The 19,405-nt window shown below is 66.7% G+C and carries 22 protein-coding genes; 7 read left to right on the top strand and 15 right to left on the bottom strand.

The features are described from left to right. Positions 1 to 7: 7 nt before the first annotated feature. From EOHIBHHM_RS12405 to EOHIBHHM_RS12395, 3 genes are all read right to left on the bottom strand, one after another. Positions 8 to 1,012 carry a lamin tail domain-containing protein gene (locus EOHIBHHM_RS12405; RefSeq protein ID WP_497251006.1) on the bottom strand — a complete coding sequence of 335 codons (1,005 nt, stop codon included), beginning with the start codon at positions 1,010 to 1,012 and terminating at the stop codon, positions 8 to 10. A 280-nt stretch (positions 1,013 to 1,292) separates the two neighbouring features. Next, entirely contained in the window at positions 1,293 to 2,372 is a 1,080-nt protein-coding gene (locus EOHIBHHM_RS12400; RefSeq protein WP_497251004.1) for a deoxyhypusine synthase, read from the bottom strand. 75 nt (positions 2,373 to 2,447) lie between these two features. Continuing rightward, a complete protein-coding gene (locus EOHIBHHM_RS12395; RefSeq protein WP_497251002.1) occupies positions 2,448 to 3,215 on the bottom strand; it encodes a Nif3-like dinuclear metal center hexameric protein in 768 nt (255 codons plus the stop codon). Positions 3,216 to 3,303: 88 nt separating this feature from the next. On the opposite strand from EOHIBHHM_RS12395, the gene EOHIBHHM_RS12390 reads away from it, so the two are divergent. After that, entirely contained in the window at positions 3,304 to 4,827 is a 1,524-nt protein-coding gene (locus EOHIBHHM_RS12390) for an HTTM domain-containing protein (RefSeq protein WP_497251000.1), read from the top strand. A 311-nt stretch (positions 4,828 to 5,138) separates the two neighbouring features. Here the strand turns inward: EOHIBHHM_RS12390 and EOHIBHHM_RS12385 are convergent, their stop codons facing one another. From EOHIBHHM_RS12385 to EOHIBHHM_RS12365, 5 genes are all read right to left on the bottom strand, one after another. Continuing rightward, complete coding sequence (locus EOHIBHHM_RS12385; RefSeq protein WP_497250998.1) at positions 5,139 to 6,005, bottom strand: arginase family protein; 867 nt, start codon at positions 6,003 to 6,005, stop codon at positions 5,139 to 5,141. Next, the gene (locus EOHIBHHM_RS12380) at positions 6,005 to 6,379 is read right to left on the bottom strand and encodes a translation initiation factor IF-5A (protein ID WP_497250996.1); all 375 of its coding nucleotides are present in this window, start codon (positions 6,377 to 6,379) and stop codon (positions 6,005 to 6,007) included. Before EOHIBHHM_RS12380 ends, EOHIBHHM_RS12385 begins: the two co-directional genes overlap by 1 nt. 197 nt (positions 6,380 to 6,576) lie before the next feature. Beyond that, the gene (locus EOHIBHHM_RS12375) at positions 6,577 to 7,248 is read right to left on the bottom strand and encodes a nitroreductase family protein (RefSeq protein ID WP_497250994.1); all 672 of its coding nucleotides are present in this window, start codon (positions 7,246 to 7,248) and stop codon (positions 6,577 to 6,579) included. A gap of 152 nt (positions 7,249 to 7,400) precedes the next feature. Then, a complete protein-coding gene (locus tag EOHIBHHM_RS12370) occupies positions 7,401 to 7,820 on the bottom strand; it encodes a universal stress protein (protein ID WP_497250992.1) in 420 nt (139 codons plus the stop codon). Positions 7,821 to 8,123: 303 nt separating this feature from the next. Next, positions 8,124 to 10,001, bottom strand: coding sequence for an ATP-binding protein (locus EOHIBHHM_RS12365; RefSeq protein WP_497250990.1), 1,878 nt, complete (start codon positions 9,999 to 10,001; stop codon positions 8,124 to 8,126). 99 nt (positions 10,002 to 10,100) lie between these two features. On the opposite strand from EOHIBHHM_RS12365, the gene EOHIBHHM_RS12360 reads away from it, so the two are divergent. Next, entirely contained in the window at positions 10,101 to 10,442 is a 342-nt protein-coding gene (locus tag EOHIBHHM_RS12360; protein WP_497250988.1) for a DUF7113 family protein, read from the top strand. Positions 10,443 to 10,575: 133 nt separating this feature from the next. On the opposite strand, the gene EOHIBHHM_RS12355 is transcribed toward EOHIBHHM_RS12360, so the two are convergent. From EOHIBHHM_RS12355 to EOHIBHHM_RS12340, 4 genes are all read right to left on the bottom strand, one after another. Next, entirely contained in the window at positions 10,576 to 11,814 is a 1,239-nt protein-coding gene (locus tag EOHIBHHM_RS12355; RefSeq protein ID WP_497250986.1) for a DNA double-strand break repair nuclease NurA, read from the bottom strand. Between the two features lie 45 nt (positions 11,815 to 11,859). After that, complete coding sequence (locus tag EOHIBHHM_RS12350; protein ID WP_497250984.1) at positions 11,860 to 12,105, bottom strand: DUF8066 domain-containing protein; 246 nt, start codon at positions 12,103 to 12,105, stop codon at positions 11,860 to 11,862. A gap of 31 nt (positions 12,106 to 12,136) precedes the next feature. Then, positions 12,137 to 12,526: a DUF7993 family protein gene (locus EOHIBHHM_RS12345; protein WP_497250982.1), complete on the bottom strand. Its 390-nt coding sequence runs from the start codon at positions 12,524 to 12,526 to the stop codon at positions 12,137 to 12,139. Between the two features lie 122 nt (positions 12,527 to 12,648). Beyond that, on the bottom strand, positions 12,649 to 12,843 hold the full coding sequence (locus tag EOHIBHHM_RS12340; protein WP_089820879.1) for a cold-shock protein: 195 nt from the start codon (positions 12,841 to 12,843) through the stop codon (positions 12,649 to 12,651). A 250-nt stretch (positions 12,844 to 13,093) separates the two neighbouring features. Between EOHIBHHM_RS12340 and EOHIBHHM_RS12335 the strand changes: the two genes are divergently transcribed. Then, positions 13,094 to 13,792, top strand: coding sequence for a class I SAM-dependent methyltransferase (locus EOHIBHHM_RS12335; protein ID WP_497250980.1), 699 nt, complete (start codon positions 13,094 to 13,096; stop codon positions 13,790 to 13,792). Here EOHIBHHM_RS12335 and EOHIBHHM_RS12330 read toward each other — a convergent pair. Together EOHIBHHM_RS12330 and EOHIBHHM_RS12325 are read right to left on the bottom strand one after the other, a co-directional pair. After that, on the bottom strand, positions 13,789 to 14,238 hold the full coding sequence (locus EOHIBHHM_RS12330; protein ID WP_497250978.1) for a DUF2240 family protein: 450 nt from the start codon (positions 14,236 to 14,238) through the stop codon (positions 13,789 to 13,791). The two genes, EOHIBHHM_RS12335 and EOHIBHHM_RS12330, sit on opposite strands and share 4 nt — an antisense overlap. A 60-nt stretch (positions 14,239 to 14,298) precedes the next feature. Continuing rightward, entirely contained in the window at positions 14,299 to 14,580 is a 282-nt protein-coding gene (locus tag EOHIBHHM_RS12325; protein WP_497250976.1) for a HalOD1 output domain-containing protein, read from the bottom strand. 164 nt (positions 14,581 to 14,744) lie between these two features. On the opposite strand from EOHIBHHM_RS12325, the gene EOHIBHHM_RS12320 reads away from it, so the two are divergent. Further along, positions 14,745 to 15,122: a 30S ribosomal protein S8e gene (locus tag EOHIBHHM_RS12320; protein WP_497250974.1), complete on the top strand. Its 378-nt coding sequence runs from the start codon at positions 14,745 to 14,747 to the stop codon at positions 15,120 to 15,122. A gap of 102 nt (positions 15,123 to 15,224) precedes the next feature. Here the strand turns inward: EOHIBHHM_RS12320 and EOHIBHHM_RS12315 are convergent, their stop codons facing one another. After that, positions 15,225 to 15,917, bottom strand: coding sequence for an SDR family NAD(P)-dependent oxidoreductase (locus EOHIBHHM_RS12315; protein WP_497250972.1), 693 nt, complete (start codon positions 15,915 to 15,917; stop codon positions 15,225 to 15,227). A 168-nt stretch (positions 15,918 to 16,085) separates the two neighbouring features. Between EOHIBHHM_RS12315 and crtID the strand changes: the two genes are divergently transcribed. From crtID to cruF, 3 genes are read left to right on the top strand one after another with little or no spacing between them, the layout of a single operon-like run. Continuing rightward, a complete protein-coding gene (crtID, locus tag EOHIBHHM_RS12310; protein ID WP_497250970.1) occupies positions 16,086 to 17,693 on the top strand; it encodes a bifunctional phytoene desaturase/3,4-desaturase in 1,608 nt (535 codons plus the stop codon). A 7-nt stretch (positions 17,694 to 17,700) separates the two neighbouring features. Further along, positions 17,701 to 18,534: a prenyltransferase gene (locus EOHIBHHM_RS12305; protein ID WP_497250968.1), complete on the top strand. Its 834-nt coding sequence runs from the start codon at positions 17,701 to 17,703 to the stop codon at positions 18,532 to 18,534. Next, on the top strand, positions 18,527 to 19,402 hold the full coding sequence (gene cruF, locus EOHIBHHM_RS12300; protein ID WP_497250966.1) for a bisanhydrobacterioruberin hydratase: 876 nt from the start codon (positions 18,527 to 18,529) through the stop codon (positions 19,400 to 19,402). The genes EOHIBHHM_RS12305 and cruF overlap by 8 nt, the downstream gene beginning before the upstream one ends. The last annotated feature ends 3 nt before the right edge of the window (positions 19,403 to 19,405 follow it).

Genomic DNA, 19,405 nt, shown 5'->3' with positions numbered 1-19,405 from the left:
ACCGTCGTCAGCACTCGCCGGGGTCGACCGTCGGCCCGTCGGTCGACTCGTCGTCCTCGTCTATCTCGTCCTCGTCAGTTTCGTCACCGTCGGTCGACTCATCGCCATCGGTTGACTCATCACCGTCAGTCGAGTCGTCCCCGTCGGTTTCGTCACCATCAGTCGAGTCGTCGCCGTCGGTTTCGTCGCCATCGGTCGAGTCGTCGCCGTCGGTTTCGTCGCCATCGGTCGAGTCGTCGCCGTCGGTTTCGTCGCCATCGGTCGAGTCGTCGCCGTCGGTTTCGTCGCCATCGGTCGAGTCGTCGCCGTCGGTTTCGTCGCCATCGGTCGAGTCGTCGCCGTCGGTTTCGTCGCCATCGGTCGAGTCGTCGCCGTCGGTTTCGTCGCCATCAGTCGAGTCGTCGCCGTCGGTTTCGTCGCCATCGGTTTCGTCCTCGTCAGTCGAGTCGTCGCCGTCGGTTTCGTCCCCGTCGGTTTCGTCCCCGTCGGTTTCGTCACCGTCGGTCGAGTCGTCGCCGTCAGTTTCGTCGCCGTCGGTCGGATCGTCCTCCGAGTGGTCTTCGTCGTCCGGACCGGTCAGGTCGTCTTCGTCGGGTTCGTCGGACTCGGCGTTCTGCGTGAGCGGTTCGCCGTCGATCGTCTCGATCACGATCGTGTCGCCCTCGTCTATCACGCCCGAGTCGGACCCGAGCGTCACGTCGGCGTCGCCGACCGGTTCGGCACCGGTCGCGACGACGAGCGTCTGGCCGGCTTCGATCTGTGCGGTGACCGGGAACAGCTCGGCGTCGTCGATCTGGTCGTCCCCGTCGAAGTCGATCCACGCGTCGTCGAGGTAGACCGTCTCGTCGTCGGTGTTCTCGACGACGACGTACTCGCCGTCGGCGTCGACCTCGGCGATCCGGAGCGGTTGGTGGTCGTCCGCCGAGACGGTCCCGACGGCCGAGGCTCCCGCGCCGGCGACGACGAGGAGTGTTGCGAGCACGAGTGCTCGAACGCGGTTCGACTGCGTCATGTCGTGTCACTTCCTGGCATTGTTTCCTGTCGACGCAGCGGACTGCTGTCGCCGACGGTCTACCCCACGACCGACTGCTGTTTTGTTACTGAGTTGTTATTTTAGCTGTCAGAGAAAGAAAATAATTGACGGAAGAGAACAGAGAGAAAGGTAGCAGACAATGACAGTACGGCTACTTATTAGGTCGATAAAGACGTTCTCTCTGAGCTGAACGAATCGCTCAGCCCGTGTACGGGAGAGAGACGGGAAACTCGAAATGTTACCTTACTCGATACATCTGCTACTGAGACGACTCGATCTTCTCTCGCGCCGCGGCGACCACGAGCGGGAGCGTGATCGTCGCGTCGCCGACGACCGTCGCGTTCCGCGCCTCCTTCTTCAGTTTCCCCCACGACCGCGCCTCGTCGAGCGACGCACCGGAGAGGCCGCCCGTCGCCTCGGGGTCCATGGTGAGTTGGACGGCGTAGTCGTACGCGCCGGGCGTGACCAACATCGTCTGGAGCGTGAAGTTCTTCGGAACGCCGCCGCCGACGAGCAGACAGCCCGCCGTGTCGGCGTCGAACGCGAGATCGGTCAACGGCGTCATGTCCGCGAGCGCGTCCAGCGAGAACTCGGAGGTCTGCGAGTACATCCACGCCTGGAGACCGAGTACGGAGTCCTGGACCGCCGGACAGTAGATGGGGACGTCGTTCTCGTAGGCCGCGGCGGCCACACCGGCGTCCTCCTCGACGCCCTCACGCTCGTTGACCTCGCTGTTTGCGCGGCCCAGTTCGCGGACGAACCGCTCGATGCCGACGGTTCCCTCCTCCTCCAGCACCGGGAACACTTCTTCGCGGAGGTGGCCCTCGAACAGCGCGAAATGTTCCTGCGGGAGGTAGACGTTGTAGATGCGGTCGACCTCCTCGTCGCGGAGCTGTTCGTCGTGTTCGCGGGCGCTCTTGCCGTCTTGGTGCTCCGCGCCGTGGTGGTGTTTCCCGCCGATGGCCTCGATGGCGTCGTGCGTGAGGTTCGCGCCCGTCGTGACGAGCGCGTCGATGTGGCCGTCGCGGACGAGGTCGGCGACGAGCGTCCGCATCCCGGTCGGCACCATCGCTCCGGCCAGCGAGAAGAAGACGGTGCAGTCCTCGTCGGCCAGCATCTCGGCGTAGATGTCGATCGCCTCGTGGACCTTCGCCGCGCCGATGCCGGCCTTCCCGTACTCGTCGCCGAGTTCGCCGACACTCATCCCCGGCCAGACCTGCGTCTGCCCGAGCGGATCGTGGTCGAACGCCTCGCGGTGCGGCGGGACGTAGCCGTCGTGGTCGTGATCCTCGTGGTCGCCCTCGCCGGTCTCGGAGTCGTGGTCGCCGTGGTCGCTCATACCCACGATGCGCGGCGACGAGATTTGAACGCGACGATACCGAGTCGGCGGGCGACCGAGTGCGACGACGGCGGCTTACAACCCGGTCGGTTCGTCGATGTACGTCGTCTCCAGCCCCCACTCCTCGGCGCGCTCCTGCAGCGCCTGCACGCCGAACGTCTCCGTCGCGTAGTGGCCGGCGAGGACGACGTTGATCTCGGCCTCCTGCGCCTCGTGATAGACCTTCTGTTTCCCCTCGCCGGTGACCAGCACGTCCGCGCCGACGTCGACGGCCTCGTCCAGCCAGTCGACGCCGCTGCCGGTGACGACGGCGACGTCCTCGACCTGCTCGGGGCCGGCGTCGACGAGACGGACGCCGCGGCCGCCGGTGTCGAGCGCGTCGTCCAACTGCGCGGTGAGGTCGTAGATCGACGCCGGGTCGGCGAGTCGACCGCGCTGGCCGACGTACTCCGGCCCCAGCGCCCCGAACGGGTCGCGCTCGTGGAGGTCCAGTACGTCGCCGACGCCCGCGGCGTTCCCGAGCGTCTGGTGGCCGTCCAGCGGGAGATGCGAGACGTACAGCGCGACGTCGTTGCGGGCGAGCGGCGCGATCCGCTCGTACTCGCGGCCGGTGACCCGGTCGAGCCCGCCCCAGACGAAGCCGTGGTGCGTCACGAGCACGTCCGCGCCGACGGCGACGGCGCGTTCGGCGGTCGCCACGGCGGCGTCGACGGCGAAGGCGACGTGGTCGACGGTTCCCTCGTCGCTGCCGACCTGCAGCCCGTTCGGACTGGCGTCGACGTCGGCGTAGTCGTCGGTGCGGAGTTCCTCGTCGTACCGGGCGAAGAGGTCGCTTCGGTCCATGGTCGAGACGTGGCGCGGCGGTCGCTTGTAACCCCCGCTCGACGGCGGGAACACAAACTATTCACGGACGGACACGACCACGGGGAGTATGTCTCTCCAGTCCGGGTCTCGACTCCTGTCTCGCGGCCGGACGGCGATCGAACGCCGGGTCGGCGTCGACGTGCGTGCGCTGGCCGCGCTCCGCGTCTCGCTCGCGCTCGTGCTCCTCGCCGATCTCCTCCTCCGTTCGCGCAACCTCGTCGCCTTCTACACCGACGCGGGGACGCTCCCGCGGTCGCTGCTCGCCGCCAGCTACCCGGCCTTCGCGACGTACTCACTGCACGGGCTCTCCGGCGACGCGTGGCTACAGGTCGCGCTCTTCGTCGTCGCCGGCGTCCTCGCCCTGTCGCTGCTCGTCGGCTACCGGACGAAGACGACGCTGTTCCTCTCGTGGCTGCTTCTCGTCTCGCTGCACGCCCGCAACCCGTACGTGCTCAACGGCGGCGACTCGCTGCTGCGCCGACTGCTGTTCTGGGGACTGTTCCTCCCGCTCGGGCGACGGTGGTCCGTCGACGCGCGCCGCCGCAGCGGTGCCGAGTCCGTTACCGCCGTGACCGACCGCGTCCCGGAACCGCTCGTCGCCTCCGTCGCCTCGGCGGCACTGCTGACGCAAGTCGTCCTCGTCTACGCGACTAACGCGGTCATCAAACTGCGCGGCGACGTCTGGCTCGACGGGACGGCCATCCTGCAGGTGTTCAGTCTCGATCAGTTGACGGTGTTTCTCGGCGATACTCTCGCGAACTACCCGACGCTCCTCCGCGCGTTCGGCGAACTGTGGCTCCTCATGGTCGTCGCGTCGCCACTCCTGATACTCCTCACCGGACGGGCACGGGCCGCGTTCGTCGCGCTCTTCGTCGGGATGCATCTCGGGATGCTGGCGACGATGAAGCTCGGGATCTTCCCGATCGTCTCGATCTGTGGCCTCTTGGCGTTCCTCCCGACCGTAGTCTGGGAGACGATCGAGCGCCGGGGCGTCGACCCGCTGCGACGACGGACACGCGTCGCTCGGACCGAGCGTACCGTCGACGACCTGTTGCCGACGACGGCGTTCCGGAGCGGGGAGCGGTGGACGACGCTGTCCGACCGCGTCGCTCCGGCGGTCGTCAGCGTGCTCCTGGTGGTCGTCCTACTCTGGAACGCTGCGTCGGTCGGCGTCGTCGACACGCCGGAGGTGGTGGAGTCGAACGTCGATCCCGGCCAGTTCCGCTGGAACATGTTCGCCCCCGCGCCGCTGAACGTCGACGGCTGGTTCGTCGTCCCCGGCCGTCTCGACTCCGGCGAGCGGGTCGACGCCTTCCGGGGGTCGGACGTCGACTGGGAGAAACCGGACGAGGTCGACCGGACGTACCCGAGCGCCCGCTGGCGGAAGTACCTCCAGGACGTCCGGTGGGGTGGCGACACGCGTCTCCGCCGCGGGTTCGCCGACTACCTCTGTCACCGCTGGAACAGCGACCACGAGGACGAACTGACGTCGCTCACCGTCAGCTACGTCCAGCAACCGACCCGGCTCGACGGTCCGGAGCCCACGAAGCGGGTCGAACTGCTCGAACACCGGTGTCCGGCCGGGACGTGAGACCGACGGAACCCCGCGACCGACGCCCACCAGCGTTTTCCGTGTCACGAGAGTAGCGATAGCTGCGCTCGTGCCCTCGGGTACGGGTCGCGACCAACGAGAGGTGTCCACTATGGGTAAATTCCGCAAAGCGATGTACGCGTGGCGAAGTCTTCCACGACGGACGCAGCGACGTATCATGCGCAAAGGAAAGAGCCTACTCGGTAAGGTCAAGCGATAGCTGACCTCGCACCGCTCGTTTCTCCGACGACCGCCACCGGAGAGCCGTTGCTCCGGTATCCGTGATATTCGGAAGACGAAGGATCGAAGAGCTACGACTGTGCGGCGTGTCCGGCGTGCGAGAAGACGAACTCTCTCAGTAACTTCCCGGCGAGCGCCGCGGCCTGTCCGTCGTCGCGGTCGTTCACCTCGACGACGTCGAACCCCGTCGTGTAGGGCGCGACCGCGCGGACGACGTCGCGCATCTCTCGTGGCGTCAGTCCGAACGGCTCCATCGTCCCCGTCCCCGGTGCGAACCCCGGGTCGGCGGCGTCGACGTCGACGCTCAGATAGACGCTGGTGTCGTCGTCGAAGTCGGGTGTCCAGTCGGCGACCTCCTCGGGTGGGACGACCGTCACGTCGTCGGCCTCGGCGCGTTCCCACTCTTCGGGCGACCCGGTCCGCGTACCGAGGATGACGGCCTCGTCGGCATCGCCCGCGGCGTCTCCGTCGTCCACGTCGTCCGCACCGTCTTCCGGCCACCCGTCGAGGATCCGGCGGGTGACGGCCGCGTGGCTCCACGGGTTGCCGTCGTAGTCGTCTCGGAGGTCGAGGTGGGCGTCCAGACAGACGAACACGTCCGGGTCGACGGCGGCGACGCCCGCGGCGGAGACGGTGTGTTCGCCGCCGACGGTGATCGGGAGCGCGTCGTCCCAGACCACGTCGGTCAGCGTCCCGCGTAGCCACTCGACGTAGGCTGGGGTGTCGTCCCACGCGCGGACGTCGCCCGCGTCGTGGACACCGAGTTCGGAGAAGAACTGGTCGGTTCGTCGGTCGTAGTCGTCGTACGTCTCGGCGTACGTTCGCACCCGGTTCGGTCCGAATCGCGTTCCGGGCTGGAACGACGTCGAGACGTCGAGTGGAGCGCCGACGACCACGTACCTCGCGTCGCTGCGGTCGGCGGTCGCCCCGGGAAACATTACACTACCTTACGCTGGCCCTCGTACTCGAGGTACTCGATCTCGTCTTCGGGCGAGAAGTCCTCGTCCTCGGGGATGCGCATCGTGAACGTCTCGTAGGTGTCGAGGTCCATGATCTGTGCGTCGCTTCCGGTGACGGAGACGACCTGTCCCTGCTTCCGCTCGATGATCGGGACCCAGATCTTCGCGTCGACCGGCTGGCTGAGGCTGCGCTTCTTTCCGTCGAAGACGCCCTTCCCCTCGACGCGAGCCTTGGCGCTGCCGTGTTTGCCCGGCTTCGCCGTACTGTAGTGGTTGATCTTACATGCGGCGTCCTCCATGATGACGTAACTGCCCTCTTGCAGTTCGCGAACCTGCTTTTGCTCTTTGACCATGTCTGCGCTTTGTTCAGGTGGCGGTATAAACGGTACGGAACGTCGCGCCGAACGGTCGGCAGCGAGTTCGAGGAAGGACCACAGGCGGTTCGCCGCGTGACGACCTCCGAGAAAGTATCGTCACCAGCCGGAACTCACCGCGTCTCCTGGTGACTCCGGTCGTCGGTCGTTGCGAGAGGCGTCGACGAGAATCCTTCTCAGTCGTCGGCGGGAGCGGTCACCGTCTCGGACTGTTCGGGTTCGAACGTCTCGAAATGGACGATCTCGTCGACGGGGCGGCGGAACTTCCGGGCGTTCTCCTGGTCTGCGGCGTCCTCCGGCGCGTAGCCGAGCGTCACCAGCATGACCGGCTCGTACCCCTCGTCGACGTCGAACTCGCCGACGAGCGCGTCCGCGTCGAACCCCTCCATCGGACAGGAGGCGACGCCGTGGTCCCACGCGGCGTGCATCAGCGCCATCGTCGCCAGCGACGTGCTCCGAGTGGTCCAGACGCGACGCTCCTCTTCGGGCAGCTCCGACATGTTCTCGACGACGCCGAGCAGGTTGTCCCGGACCTCCTCGCTCGGGATGTACTCCTTGTCGAGCCAGTCGTCGAAGACGCGGTCGGCGTGCGCCGAGGGGTCGGTGTTGCCGAGGACGACGACCGTCGCGGCGGCTTCGGCGACGGTCTCCTGCCCGTTTGCGACCTCCTGTAGCCGTTCGAGGTTGTCGTCGTCGCGGACGACGAGGAACTCCCACGGCTGGAGGTTGAAGCTCGACGGCGCGTACCGGACCTGCTCGAAGATCGCCTCGAGGGTGTCGTCGTCGATCTCCTCGTCTGTGTACTGGTGGACTGAACGTCGCGTCTCGATGACTTCGTCGAACTCCATCGACTCCGGGTTGGAGCGCGACGGATAATACGGGCACGCTCCCGGTCGACGTTTCCTCGTTACAAACGTCACCTGGTTACACGAACGTCACCCCGGTCCGAGCCGCTGACGACGATCTTTCGGGAAAACCCGACATCGTGTGACACGATCGTCTACCGGACGACCGTCACCGGCACCGTCGAACTCCGGACGACGTCTTCGGCGACGCTCCCGAGGAGGATCCGCGACACGCCGGTGCGGCCGTGGCTCCCCATCACCACGTGGTCGAACCCCGCTTCGTCGGCCACCTCGACGATGGTGTGTGCGGGACGACCGACCTCGGTCATCGTCGACGTCTCGACGGTGTTCCGCGGCGTCGCCTCCGAGAGTAGCTCCTCGGCGTCGGTCTTGGCGTTCTCGAACCACTCCTCCGCACCACTCGGGACGCCCGTACCCGGTCCGTACCCCGCTCCGGCGGGGTTGATGACGTGCAACAGCGTGAGTTCGGCGTCCGGCCACTCGTCGACGGCGAACTCGACGGCGCGAGCGGACTGCGGCGAACCGTCGATGGGGATGAGGATCCGCTTGGGCATAGCTATCAGTACGCGAGGGGGTGGTTAAAATTCGACGGCGAACTTGTCGACCTCGACTGGTTCGGTCGCCGTGGCCACGGGGGCCGTGGTTGCTCACTCACCGTGGGGAATCAGAGACCGTCACGGTTGGTTCGGTCGCCGCGACGACGAGCGCCGTGGTTGCTCACTCACCGTAGGGAATCAGACACCGTCACGGTTGGTTCGGTCGCCGTGGCCACGGGGGCCACGGCCGCTCACTCACCGTGGGGAGTCAGACACCGTCACGGTTGGTTCGGTCGCCGTGGCCACGGGGGCCACGGCCGCTCACTCACCGTGCCGGGTCAGACACTTCGACAGTCCGATCAACTCCACCGGTTCGGAGTTGTCCGGCGAGTAGACCACCATCTGCCCCTTCTCCATGTACGGCACCTTGTTCGCCAACTTCTGGGGGATGTTGACCGACTTGATCGCGTCCTCGTCGCCGAGGTTGAGGATGACCTTCGTGTTCACCTGCTTGAACACCGATTCGGCGATGTCCTGGGGGTCCTGGGTGATGAGAAAGAGGCCGAGTCGTTCCTTGCGTCCCTGTTTGGCCGCCTCGGTGAACTTCGAGATGACCTTCCGCGCCTGCACGCTGTCGGCGTCGGTGAGGAAGTTGTGCGCCTCGTCCATCCCGACGACCAGCGGCGTCTCCTTGATGCGGGCGTGCTCGGGACTGTTCGACAGCTTCTCGTCGACGAGCAGACTCGACACCGCGAGCACGACGATCTCGGTCGCCCGACTGTTGTTGACGTGGTAGGTCGGGACGACCGACAGTCCGCCGGGACGGACGAGGTCGTGGACGAGTTCCGTGATGGGCCGAGCCTCCTGGTCGAACACCTGGTTGGCGGCCTTCGTGCGCGTCTTGCGCATCACGGCGTCGAACGTCGCCTCGTGGATGCGTCCGGACTCGTCGAGTTCCTCTCTGAGCGCGGGGTCGTCGAGGAAGTTCGTGAACTGTCGGTAGGTTCCCTCGTCGCCGTAGTCGCGGAAGAACCGATCCAAGAGGAGCGTCAGCGCGTTGTACTGGTTGTCGTTGAGACTCGCGCCGGCGACGAGCCACGGACGACGCTTCACCATCGAGAAGGGGACGGTGAACGACAGCTGCTCCGCGCGGTGGCCCGTCCCGGGGTACGTCGACCCGGCGACCTCGGGGACCAGCGCGACCGTGTCGTCGTGGCCGCCGTAGGCGACGCCCTCGCGGTCGAGTCGTCGGGCGAACTCGGCGTCCAGCTCGGGGTTGTCGTCGTGCATCTGGGCGTACTCGTCCTGCGGGTCGAACTGGACGACGGCGGTCTGGACCTCGCGGCCGTCGTCCATCGCGTAGGTCCGCTCGTCGGTGAGGTACTGCCGGAGGATGTTCTTCGAACCGTGGGTCTTCCCCGACCCCGTGCCGCCGGCGACGAGCGTGTGCCGGAACACGAGCGGGTCGCCGTCGCGGTAGTCGTCCTTCAGACGGTAGTCGATAGTCGGCGGTTCCGCGGCGGTGCGGACTTTCTCGCCGCCGACCGAGAGATGGCCGAGGAACACGCCGTCTTCGGGGATCTTCAGCCCCGTCTTGATCTGCTCGCTGTCGGTCGCCTCGGCGACGACCGCACCGGGTTTGGGGACGCGGTCGGTCATCCGCCGTCTGAGGTCGCCGTCCTCCCGGTAGAGCACCGCCACGGGTTCCAGCGACGCCATGAACTTGTAGTCGCGCTCCTGGAAGTCGTCCTGTCGCATCGCCCGTCGGGCGTGGATCTCGGTGGCGTCGTCGGTCTGGAACTCCTGGGCGTACTCCAGGGAGGTGATCCGACAGAACAGCGTCTCGTCGTCCGGGTACGGGACGAGGAGGTACTTCCCGAGGCGAACCGACTCGCGGTTGCCGGTGGTGACGAACGCCCGGAGTTCGGTCTCCTCGCCGTCCTCGGCGACGCGGAGTCCCTGCGACACCGAGACGGTGCCGATACCGCGGTCTCGGCCGACCGCCTCGACGGCGAACCGTTCGAAGCTGTCACCCGTCTCGTCGGTGTCGTCCGAATCGACGCCGCTTCCGGCGTCCACCGCCGTCGGCGACGTCGTCGCGTCTCCGTCGACGGGGGCGGAGTCGGCCTCGTCGCCTCCGCCTCCGTCCTCGCCGTCGGCGTCGTCGGAGGAGAAGTCGGTGAAGTCCTCGAGAGTCATGTGGGTGGCCACGGAGTGGGCCGTCAAGGGCCTTTCCCTCCTACTCACGGCGAACCGACTCGCACACGGCTTTTACGTATCGGGCGCGAAGTCGAAGCTATGTTGTTAGTTCGCGGTCACGGCGGCGGCACGGCGCTCACGGGGACGGTCTTCGAGCGCGGTGAGGAGGCGCCGTCGTACAAGGGTGCACCCGACGAGGACGCACCCTACGTCTGGGTCTGCGACGAGTTCTACGAGGTCGAGAGCGGCGGGTCGCCGATGACCGTCGACGGCCGAGAGATCCGCGTCGCCTTCGACACACCGATGCCGCGCGGGTTCGAGACGAAAGAAAACGCGCTTTCGGCCGCGGAGGAACACATCCGGACGCAGTTCGCCCGCATCGGGGTCGCCGAAGACGACGTCGAGATCGAGGTCGTCAAGCAGAAACCGGGGACGGCCTGACCGGTCGGCCCACCGTCGTCGCCGACCGCGCTCATAGGGGTTATCGTCGCCAACCGGAAGACCAGCAATCTCCGGCGAACCACAGGGTTCGATTCTCGTGAAGAAAATCGATGAGACTCGACGATAACCCCTATCAGTACTCCGCGCCCCACCGAGCGTCGTCGTACGTCTTGACCGACTCCGTCTCGAAGTGGTCCTCCAGCTTTCGACGGAGTGCCGTCTTCTCCCGTGCGCCCACGCGGGCGAGTTCGTCGGCCTTGTCGATCGCCTCCGGCGGCCCGCGCGCGACGGCGACGTCGCGCAACACCTGCGTCGTCAGCGCCTGCCGAGTCTCGGGGTCCTTGGTGAACGCGTAGGGTGCCTCGACCCGATAGAGCAGGTCGCGTCGCGGTTCGTAGACGACGAAGAACGTCACCTCGTACTGCTTCGGATCCAACCTCCGTTCGACACCGAGGGCGTCGCCGTCAGCGGCGAGCGTCCGGTCGGACCCCCCGCGGGAGACGAACCACGAGGTGAAGGTGAGGTCGTCGGTCAGTCGCTCGCCGTCCTCCCGGCGTTCGAGCAGTCGCGCGAACAGCGCCGTGTCGTCGGCCCACGGGGCGTCGACGCCCTTGTCGCGGACGGTCTGCGTGACGAGCTTCGACGAGGGGTTCTTGATGAAGCCGGCGAGCGGGACGTCCTTCTCGACGAACGTCTCGACGAGACGGACGTAGTTCTCGACGATACTGCGGGGCTTTGCCTCGCGGGCGAGTTCGCCCAACTCCGCGTCGCGGTCCTGCCAATTCAGCAGTTCTTTCGGATACAGTGGGCCATCGAGCAGGAGCAGGTCCTCGACGGTGTTGGCGTGGACGAGCGCGTGGTCGCTCTCGGCCAGATACAGCGAGAGTGCGTGGACGACGCCCTCGGCGAACCGCGAGACGCGGGGCGCGTGTAGCACGCGCCGGCGGCCGTAGCCGTCGTCGTAGTGGACCCAGTCTTCGGGGAAGTGGGCGGTCGCGTCGTTGGAGTGGACGGTGGCGACGAGGCTCCGCGAACGGTGGAGGTCGAGGTCGGTCGGGACGCAGGCCATCGCCGCCTGCGCGACGTCGAGGACGAGGCCGTTCTTGAACGTCGTCGGGTTAATCGTCCCCGAGTCGAGGCCGTGGACCGTCGGGAACGGCGTCTCCGCGAGCGCGACGTCGTCGATGGCGGCCGCCTGTAACCGCTGTTCGCCGAGCGGTTCAATCACCGTCCGACCGCTTCTGTGCAGCGGGTCGAGCCAGTCGCTCCAGACGGTCTCCGCGAACCCGTCGTGGTCGCTGTCGTCCACGCCGTCGGCGATGGCGGAGGCCAGTCGCGCGATGCCGTCGACGTGGACGGGGTCGAGCGTCATTGTGGGGTGAGGGGGACGCCGCGGCTAAAAGGGTGGGGATGCCGGTCAGTCGTCGTCGGTGACGGTCGACGCTGTGGCGAGAGCCTCGGTCGCAGCGGCGATGCGCTCTACGGCCTGCACGAGTCGCCAAAACAACCAGAGCACGAACGCGGTGATGGCGAGAGAGAGGAGGAGCGCGACGCCACCGAACACGGAGGCGAACCCGAGTCCGGAGACGACGAGCAGGAGGAACCCGAGTGCGACGGCGATGCTGACCGCAGGGTGCTGGAGGGCGTCTGCGACGGCGGACATACCACAACCGCCACAGACCGCGAACAAAAGTCTACTCTTCGCCGTGTGCCGTCAACACCGCCTCGAAGACGGGGAGAATCCACTTCACCTGCGCGCCGTCCTCGACGAAGACGAGCGTCCGCGGGGGACGGACCGCCTTCGGTCGAACGCGGAGGTCCTGCCCCTCTCCGACGTCGGCGGCAGCGTCTTGGCCGACGAGGAACTCGACGCGGGCGCGGTCCTGCTGGACGTACACCTCGGCGACTCGCTCGTCGGTCTCCTCGTCGCGGACGACGTAGGCGAGTGCGCCGTCGGCAGTCGGTTCGACGTCCGGGTCGGCGTCGCTGACGACGAGCGATGCCAGTGCGCCGCCGTTACCCTCGATCTCGGAGGCGAGTAACTGTGCGACGCGCGTCCCGTCGCGGAGACGGTCTTCGACCATACTCGTCGTTGCTCGGGGCGACGGATAGCGTGTTCGACTCGGCGAGCGAGCGTCCCGCTGGCCAGCGTGAGATAGTGAGAATGTGGGGTCGTTTTGCCGCGTGAGCAGCGTACTAAACTAGTTTAAAGTCGGGTCAGGTTCTTCGCGCGCGGGCCCTTGGGAGCCTGCTCGATCTCGAATTCGACTTCCTGACCCTCTTCGAGGTCCGGACCGCTGATGTCTTCCATGTGGAAGAACACGTCGTCGTCCGCGTCGTCCGTCGAGATGAAACCGTAGCCGCCTGTGTCGTTGAAGAAATCAACTTCGCCTTTCGCCATTGCTCTTGAACACAGTAGAGGGACCTAATTAAGGCTTGTGCGGGTCGTGGTATCACGGCGGTGGCTTCGTCGACCGCTGTTCTCCGATCCGGCGGAAACGGTCGGCAGTCGCCGTGGTTCCGTCGGTTCTCGGGGTGTCGACGTCGACGTCTCGGGTCGATTCGGGCGGGGCTCTCCCGTATTCGTCGTTTCTCGCCCGCGACGGGCACGCTAACGAGGCTTTATCCGACTGCGCCCGGTGTCGGTAGACGTGGATTCCAACGACGTCCGTCGGGAGTGGGAGGAGCGGTCGGGAGCGTACTCGCCGGACTACTACGCCTACTACGGGCCAGACGAGACCAGCGAGTCGCTCCGGGCCGTCCTCGACGACGCCGTCGACAGCGACGCGTCGATCCTCGAACTCGGCTGTAGTTCGGGGCGACATCTCGCACACCTGCTCGACCACGGCTATCACGACCTCCACGGCGTCGACATCAACGACGAGGCGTTCGATGTGATGGCCGACAACTACCCCGACCTCGCCTCGCAGGGGACGTTCCAGGTCGACGCCATCGAGTCGTTCCTCCCGTCGGTCGAAGACGACCGCTTCGACGTCGTCTACTCGGTCGAGACGCTCCAGCACATCCATCCGGACGACAGCGACGTGTTCGCCGACGTCGCACGGATCGCCGCCGACCTCCTCGTCACCGTCGAGAACGAGGGATCCGGAGACGAGAGCAAAGAGAAGAGCGGAGACGGACGTACGGACGGAGACGTCGAGGGTGGAAGCGAGGGACGCACGGGCGAGACCGCCGGGAGCGACGCCGAGCAGGGAGTCAACTACGTCCACGACGAGTTCCCCCTCTACTACCGCGACTGGGAGGCGGTGTTCACCGACCTCGGGTTCGTTCAGACGGCGTCGCGGTCGACCGACCGGGACACGATGCGCGTCTTCCGACCCGAACGCTAGGACTCGACGAGTTCGCCGCGCGCTTTCTCGGCCGCGTTCGGGACGTCGACGCCGTTGCGACGAGCGTAGAGCACCGCGGCCGTCTCGAGCGTCACGCCGAGGTCGCGCTGGCGCTCGTTGACGGTGGCGACGACCGTCTGTTTCTCGTGGCCGGCGGCGACGAGCGCGTCGAGGATCAGCTCGAACGTCGACTGCTCGCGGAGGACGGAGGCGTCGGGCGTGAAGTTCTCGGGGACGTCGACGGCGTTCGGGTCGAACTCGGCGACGACCTCGCCGTCTTCGCGGGAGACCAGTCCGCGACCGGCCGCGACGTCGATGAGGCGTTTCGCCTGGTCCGGCGAGAACCAGTCGCGGTCCAACGAGAGTGCGACGACGAACGCGCCCTCGCCGAGTCGCGTCTTCCCCTTCTGTCGGAACGGAACGGCCACGGCGACGTCGAGACTCATTGGTGGAGGACGGACGACCAGCGCACTAAACGTTGCTGAATGGACTGTCGGGACGAACGCTCACTTCGGCGTGACGACGACCCGCCCGTCGCCGTGGACGCGGACCTTACAGCCGTACATGGACAAGATGAGGAGACCACCCTCTCGCGGTGTACCGTCGAACCGGTCGGCGAACAGCGCGTCGAGTGCGTCCGGGTCGACGTAGTCGTTCAGCTCTGAGTCCATCTCCGGGACCGGAACTCCCGTCGCGTCGCTGACGGCGTCGACGATAGTCGTTCCGAGATGGGCGTCCGGCGGATGCTGCCGTTCGACGTTCCGCCGACCGATCGTTCGCTTGCTCATGACTGTCTGCTACACAGGGAGAGTTGATAATCTCGTCGGCGGGGACCGAGCGCCGAGCGAATCTCGAGAGTGAGAGACGTGTGGCAGTCGAGCCTGCTGCAGTGAGACGGGCGCTCCGGTCCCGATTCGGTTCATTCAAGTAGTTGCTGGCAGTCTTACCCGGTATGAAAGATCAGGGACGCTCCAAGCGAAAGCGTACCGGCGGTCGACTGAAGCACTTCCGCAAGAAGAAGCGCTACCAGCTCGGTCGTGAACCGACCGAGACGACGGTCGGCGAACCCCGGTTCCGCGTCATCGACTCCCGCGGCAACGAGACGAAGGTGCGCGCGCTCTCGACGAACGTCGCGCAGGTCGCCGACGGCGGCGAGACGAACTCCGCCACCATCGAGAACGTCGTCGACAACCCGGCGAACATCAACTACGTCCGCCGAAACATCATCACGAAGGGCGCCATCATCGAGACGGACCTCGGAACGGCCCGCGTCACCTCCCGTCCCGGTCAGAACGGTCAGGTCAACGCCGTCCTCGTCGACGACGAGTAATCGACTCGCTTCTCTTTTGGATTTCGGCCGTCGAGCGACAGGTTCGTCTCGTCTCTCACTCCTCGTCACTCCCGGATCACGACCACAACCGGACCCGGTGAGTCACCGCGTCGCCTGTTTCCACTGTTTGACCGTCACTCGCTGTCCGTCTAACTCCTCGGCGGCGAGTTCCGTCGCCGCCCAGCGATACAGCGGCGCGAGGTCGGCAGGGTGGCGGCCCTGTCCGCCCGTCAACTCCGTCGCCGCCAGTCCGGGGTCGACGACGCCGACCGTCTGCTCGACGTCGGCGGCGAACCCGCGGGCGACTGCTTCGGCCGCCGCCTTCGAGACGGCGTAGCTCCCCATTCCGGCTTTCGCGTCGTGGGCGACGGACCCCGAGGGGACCAGCACGCGGCCGTCGGACGACATGTGCGGCAGCGCCTCTTTGATCGTCGCGAAGACCCCGCGGACGTTCGTCCGGAGCGTGTCGTCGAAGGCGGTGTAGGACTCCTCGTCGACGGGAATCGCACCGGGCGTGCCGTGGATGGTGCCGGCGTTGGCGACGACGACGTCGAGACCGTCGGTTCCGCGCACTGCCGTCTCCATCAGCCGCTCGACGTCGAACTCGTCGCGGACGTCCGCACGGACGCCTGTCACGTCACCGCCGACATCCGCGAGTTCCGTGACGGCCGCGTCGAGTTCGTCGGTCTCTCGCGCACAGACGACGACTCGCGCACCGGCGTCGGCGAACACGCCCGCGACCGCCTTGCCGAGACCTCGACTCCCGCCGGTGACGACGACTGTCTTGCCGTTCATGCGGGCGGTACGGACGAACTCGACCTAAAACTACGTGAGACGGACGGCGCGGACGACGGTCACTGGACGGCGCGGACGACGGCCGGATCGGAGAACCGGTCGACGCGATGGCGGCAGTCCATCGGGTGGGTCAGTTATTTTATGCTTGCCACGTCCTTAGAGTGGTCCATGGATTCGGTCTCGGACTACGGCGACGGCTCTCTCTCTTCGTCTGGCGACACTACTCGCTCGTACGACTTCGACGGCGACTCCGGGCTCGACCCGGAGAAGCGCCACCTCACGACGGACCTCAGTGCGGTCGACGGCGACTCCGTCGTCGTCGTCGGCAGCGGGTTCGGCGGCCTCTCGACGGCGTGTTACCTCGCCCAGGCCGGTGCCGACGTCACCGTCCTGGAGAAGAACGAACAGCTCGGCGGGCGGGCGAGTCGCCTCGAACGCGACGGGTTCCGGTTCGACATGGGGCCGTCGTGGTATCTGATGCCCGACGTCTTCGAGCACTTCTTCGCCGACTTCGGCGAGCATCCCTCGGCGTACTACGGGCTCACCCGGCTGGACCCCCACTACCGCATCTTCTTCAAGGACGGCGACCGCGTGGACATGGTGCCGGACCTCGAGGAGAACCGCCGGACGTTCGAGTCGTACGAACCCGGCGGCGCGGAGGCGTTCGACGACTATCTGCAGAAGTCCAAACGGAACTACCAGATCGGGATGGACCACTTCGTCTACACCGACCGCCCGAACCTCCGCGACTACGTCGACCCGGACGTCCTGCGATACTCCTGGGGGCTCTCGCTCGTCGGGTCGATGCAGGGCCACGTCGAGGACTACTTCGACCACCCGAAACTCCAACAGATCATGCAGTACACCCTCGTCTTCCTCGGGGGTGCGCCGACCAACACGCCCGCGCTCTACAACCTGATGAGCCACGTCGACTTCAACCTCGGCGTCTACTACCCCGAGGGCGGACTGGGCGGCGTCGTCGACGGTATCGTCGAGTTGGCCGAGGAGTTGGGCGTGACGTTCCACACCGACGCCGAGGTGCGAGAGATTCGCGGTCGGCGCGGGGCGTTCGTCGTCCGCACCGACGACGATGCGTTCTTCCCGGACGTCGTCGTCAGCGACGCCGACTACGCCCACACCGAACAGGAGCTCCTCCCGCCGGAGAAACGCCAGTACAGCGCCGACTACTGGGACTCTCGTACCTACGCCCCCTCGGCGTTCCTGCTCTATCTCGGCGTCGAGGGCGACGTCGAGGAGTTGGAGCACCACACGCTCGTGCTCCCGACCGACTGGAACGAACACTTCGACCGGATCTTCGAGGACCCCGAGTGGCCCGACGACCCCGCCTACTACCTCTGTGTCCCCTCGAAGACCGACGAAACCGTCGCCCCCGAGGGCCACAGCAACCTGTTCGCCCTCGTCCCCATCGCGCCCGGGCTGGAAGACACCCCCGAGATTCGCAGCCAGTACCGCGATCTCGTGCTCGACGACGTCGCCGAAAACACCGGCGTCGACCTCCGCGACCGGATCGTCCTCGAGGAGTCGTTCTGTATCGACGACTTCGCCGACCGATACAACAGTCGACAGGGGACGGCGCTCGGCCTCGCTCACACGCTCACCCAGACGGCGCTGCTGCGGCCGCCACACGCCTCGACGGAGGTGGACGGCCTCTACTTCACCGGGTCGTACACGACTCCTGGCATCGGCGTTCCGATGTGTCTCATCAGCGGTCGACTGACCGCCGAGTCGGTGGGCAAGACGACGCCCGCGAAGTGAGCCGACGATGACTACGCTCCGCTATCTCCTGAAACTCTCGCGGCCGCGGTTCTGGCTCTATCTCGCCGGGCCCGTCGTCGTCGGCGTCGCGTTCGCCGCCGAGACGGTGGCGGAGCTGTTCGTTCCGGAGGTGCTCGCGCTGTTCGCGTACTTCCTCCTCCCGGCGAACGTGCTGCTCTACGGCGTCAACGACGTCTTCGACGCCGACGTCGACGCGGCGAACCCGAAGAAAGACGAGAAGGAGGTTCGGTATCGGGGCGACCGCACCGTCGTCGCCGCCGTCGTCGTCAGCGGCCTGCTCGGTCTCGCCACGTTCGCGCTGACGCCGCCAGTCGCGTGGCCGTGGCTGGCCGGGTTCTTCTTCCTCGGCGTCGAGTACAGCGCCCCGCCGCTGCGGTTCAAGACGACGCCGTTCCTCGACTCGCTGTCGAACGGGCTGTACATCCTGCCCGGTGTCGCCGCCTACGCGGCCGTCGCGGGTGCGAACCCGCCGCTCGCCGCCGTCGTCGGTGGCTGGCTCTGGACGATGGGGATGCACACGTTCTCGGCCATCCCCGACATCGACCCCGACCGCGAGGCGGGCATCCAGACGACCGCGACCTACCTCGGCGAGACGCGTACCTACTGGTACTGTGCGCTGACGTGGCTGCTCGCCGCAGTCGCATTCGGGACGCTCGATCTCCGACTCGGGGCGCTGATGCTCGCCTACCCGGTCGCCGTCTTCGGCATCACGCGCGCCGGCGTCGACGTCGAACGCGCCTACTGGTGGTATCCGGCGCTGAACACGGTCGTCGGGATGCTGCTGACGCTGGGTGGCCTCTGGGAGGTCGTCTATGGCTGATCTGACCGCCTTCGAGTCGGTCCCCGAGACCCGACGGGAGGCCGAGGCGTGGCTCGACCGCCTGATTCGGGAGAACCGCTTCACCGTCTCGGTGTTCTTCCCGCTGAACGGGGCGGTGTTGCTCGTCGCGAGCGCGATGGGGTGGCTCCCCGACCCGCTCTCGTTCAACCCCTTCCTCGTCCTCTTCGGGACACTCGTCATGCGCGCGCCGCTCGTCGCCGGCGTCGTCCCGACGATGGGGAAGAGAGCGCTCGCCGGGGTGCTCGCGCTCGCGGGGTACGCCTACGCCATCGAGTACGTCGGCGTCCACACCGGGTGGCCCTACGGCGACTTTTTCTACGGCGTCGAACTCGGCCCCACGCTCGGCGGGATTCCGCTGGCGCTCCCGGTGTTCTTCCTCCCGCTGGTGATGAACGCGTACCTGCTCTGTTTGCTGCTACTCGGCCCGCGAGCGGACCGAATGGCGGTTCGACTGCCAGTCGTCATCGTCACCGTCCTGCTCATGGACGTCGTGCTCGACCCCGGCGCGGTCGCACTCGGCTTCTGGGTCTATCCGAACGGCGGGGCGTTCTACGGCGTCCCGCTGTCGAACTACGCCGGGTGGGTGCTCTCTTCCACTGTGGCCGTCGTCGTCCTCGACTGGGCCTTCGACCGCGGCGACCTGCTCGCGAGACTGTCGAGCTGTGAGTTCATGCTCGACGACCTCGTGAGCTTCGTCATCCTCTGGGGCGGGATCAACGCGTGGGACAGCAACTGGGCGGCCGTCGCCGTCGCCGCGGCGTTCGGCGTCGGGCTCGTCCGGACCGAGCGGTTCGACTCGCGGTTGTTTCGGTTACCGTCGTCGCCGACGTGGTGGCGGAGCGATTGACGT

Source organism: Halogranum roseipondis (genome assembly GCF_059695585.1).
The sequence above is the reverse complement of the archived record's forward strand: the minus strand, read 5'-3'. Positions and strand labels throughout refer to the sequence as shown.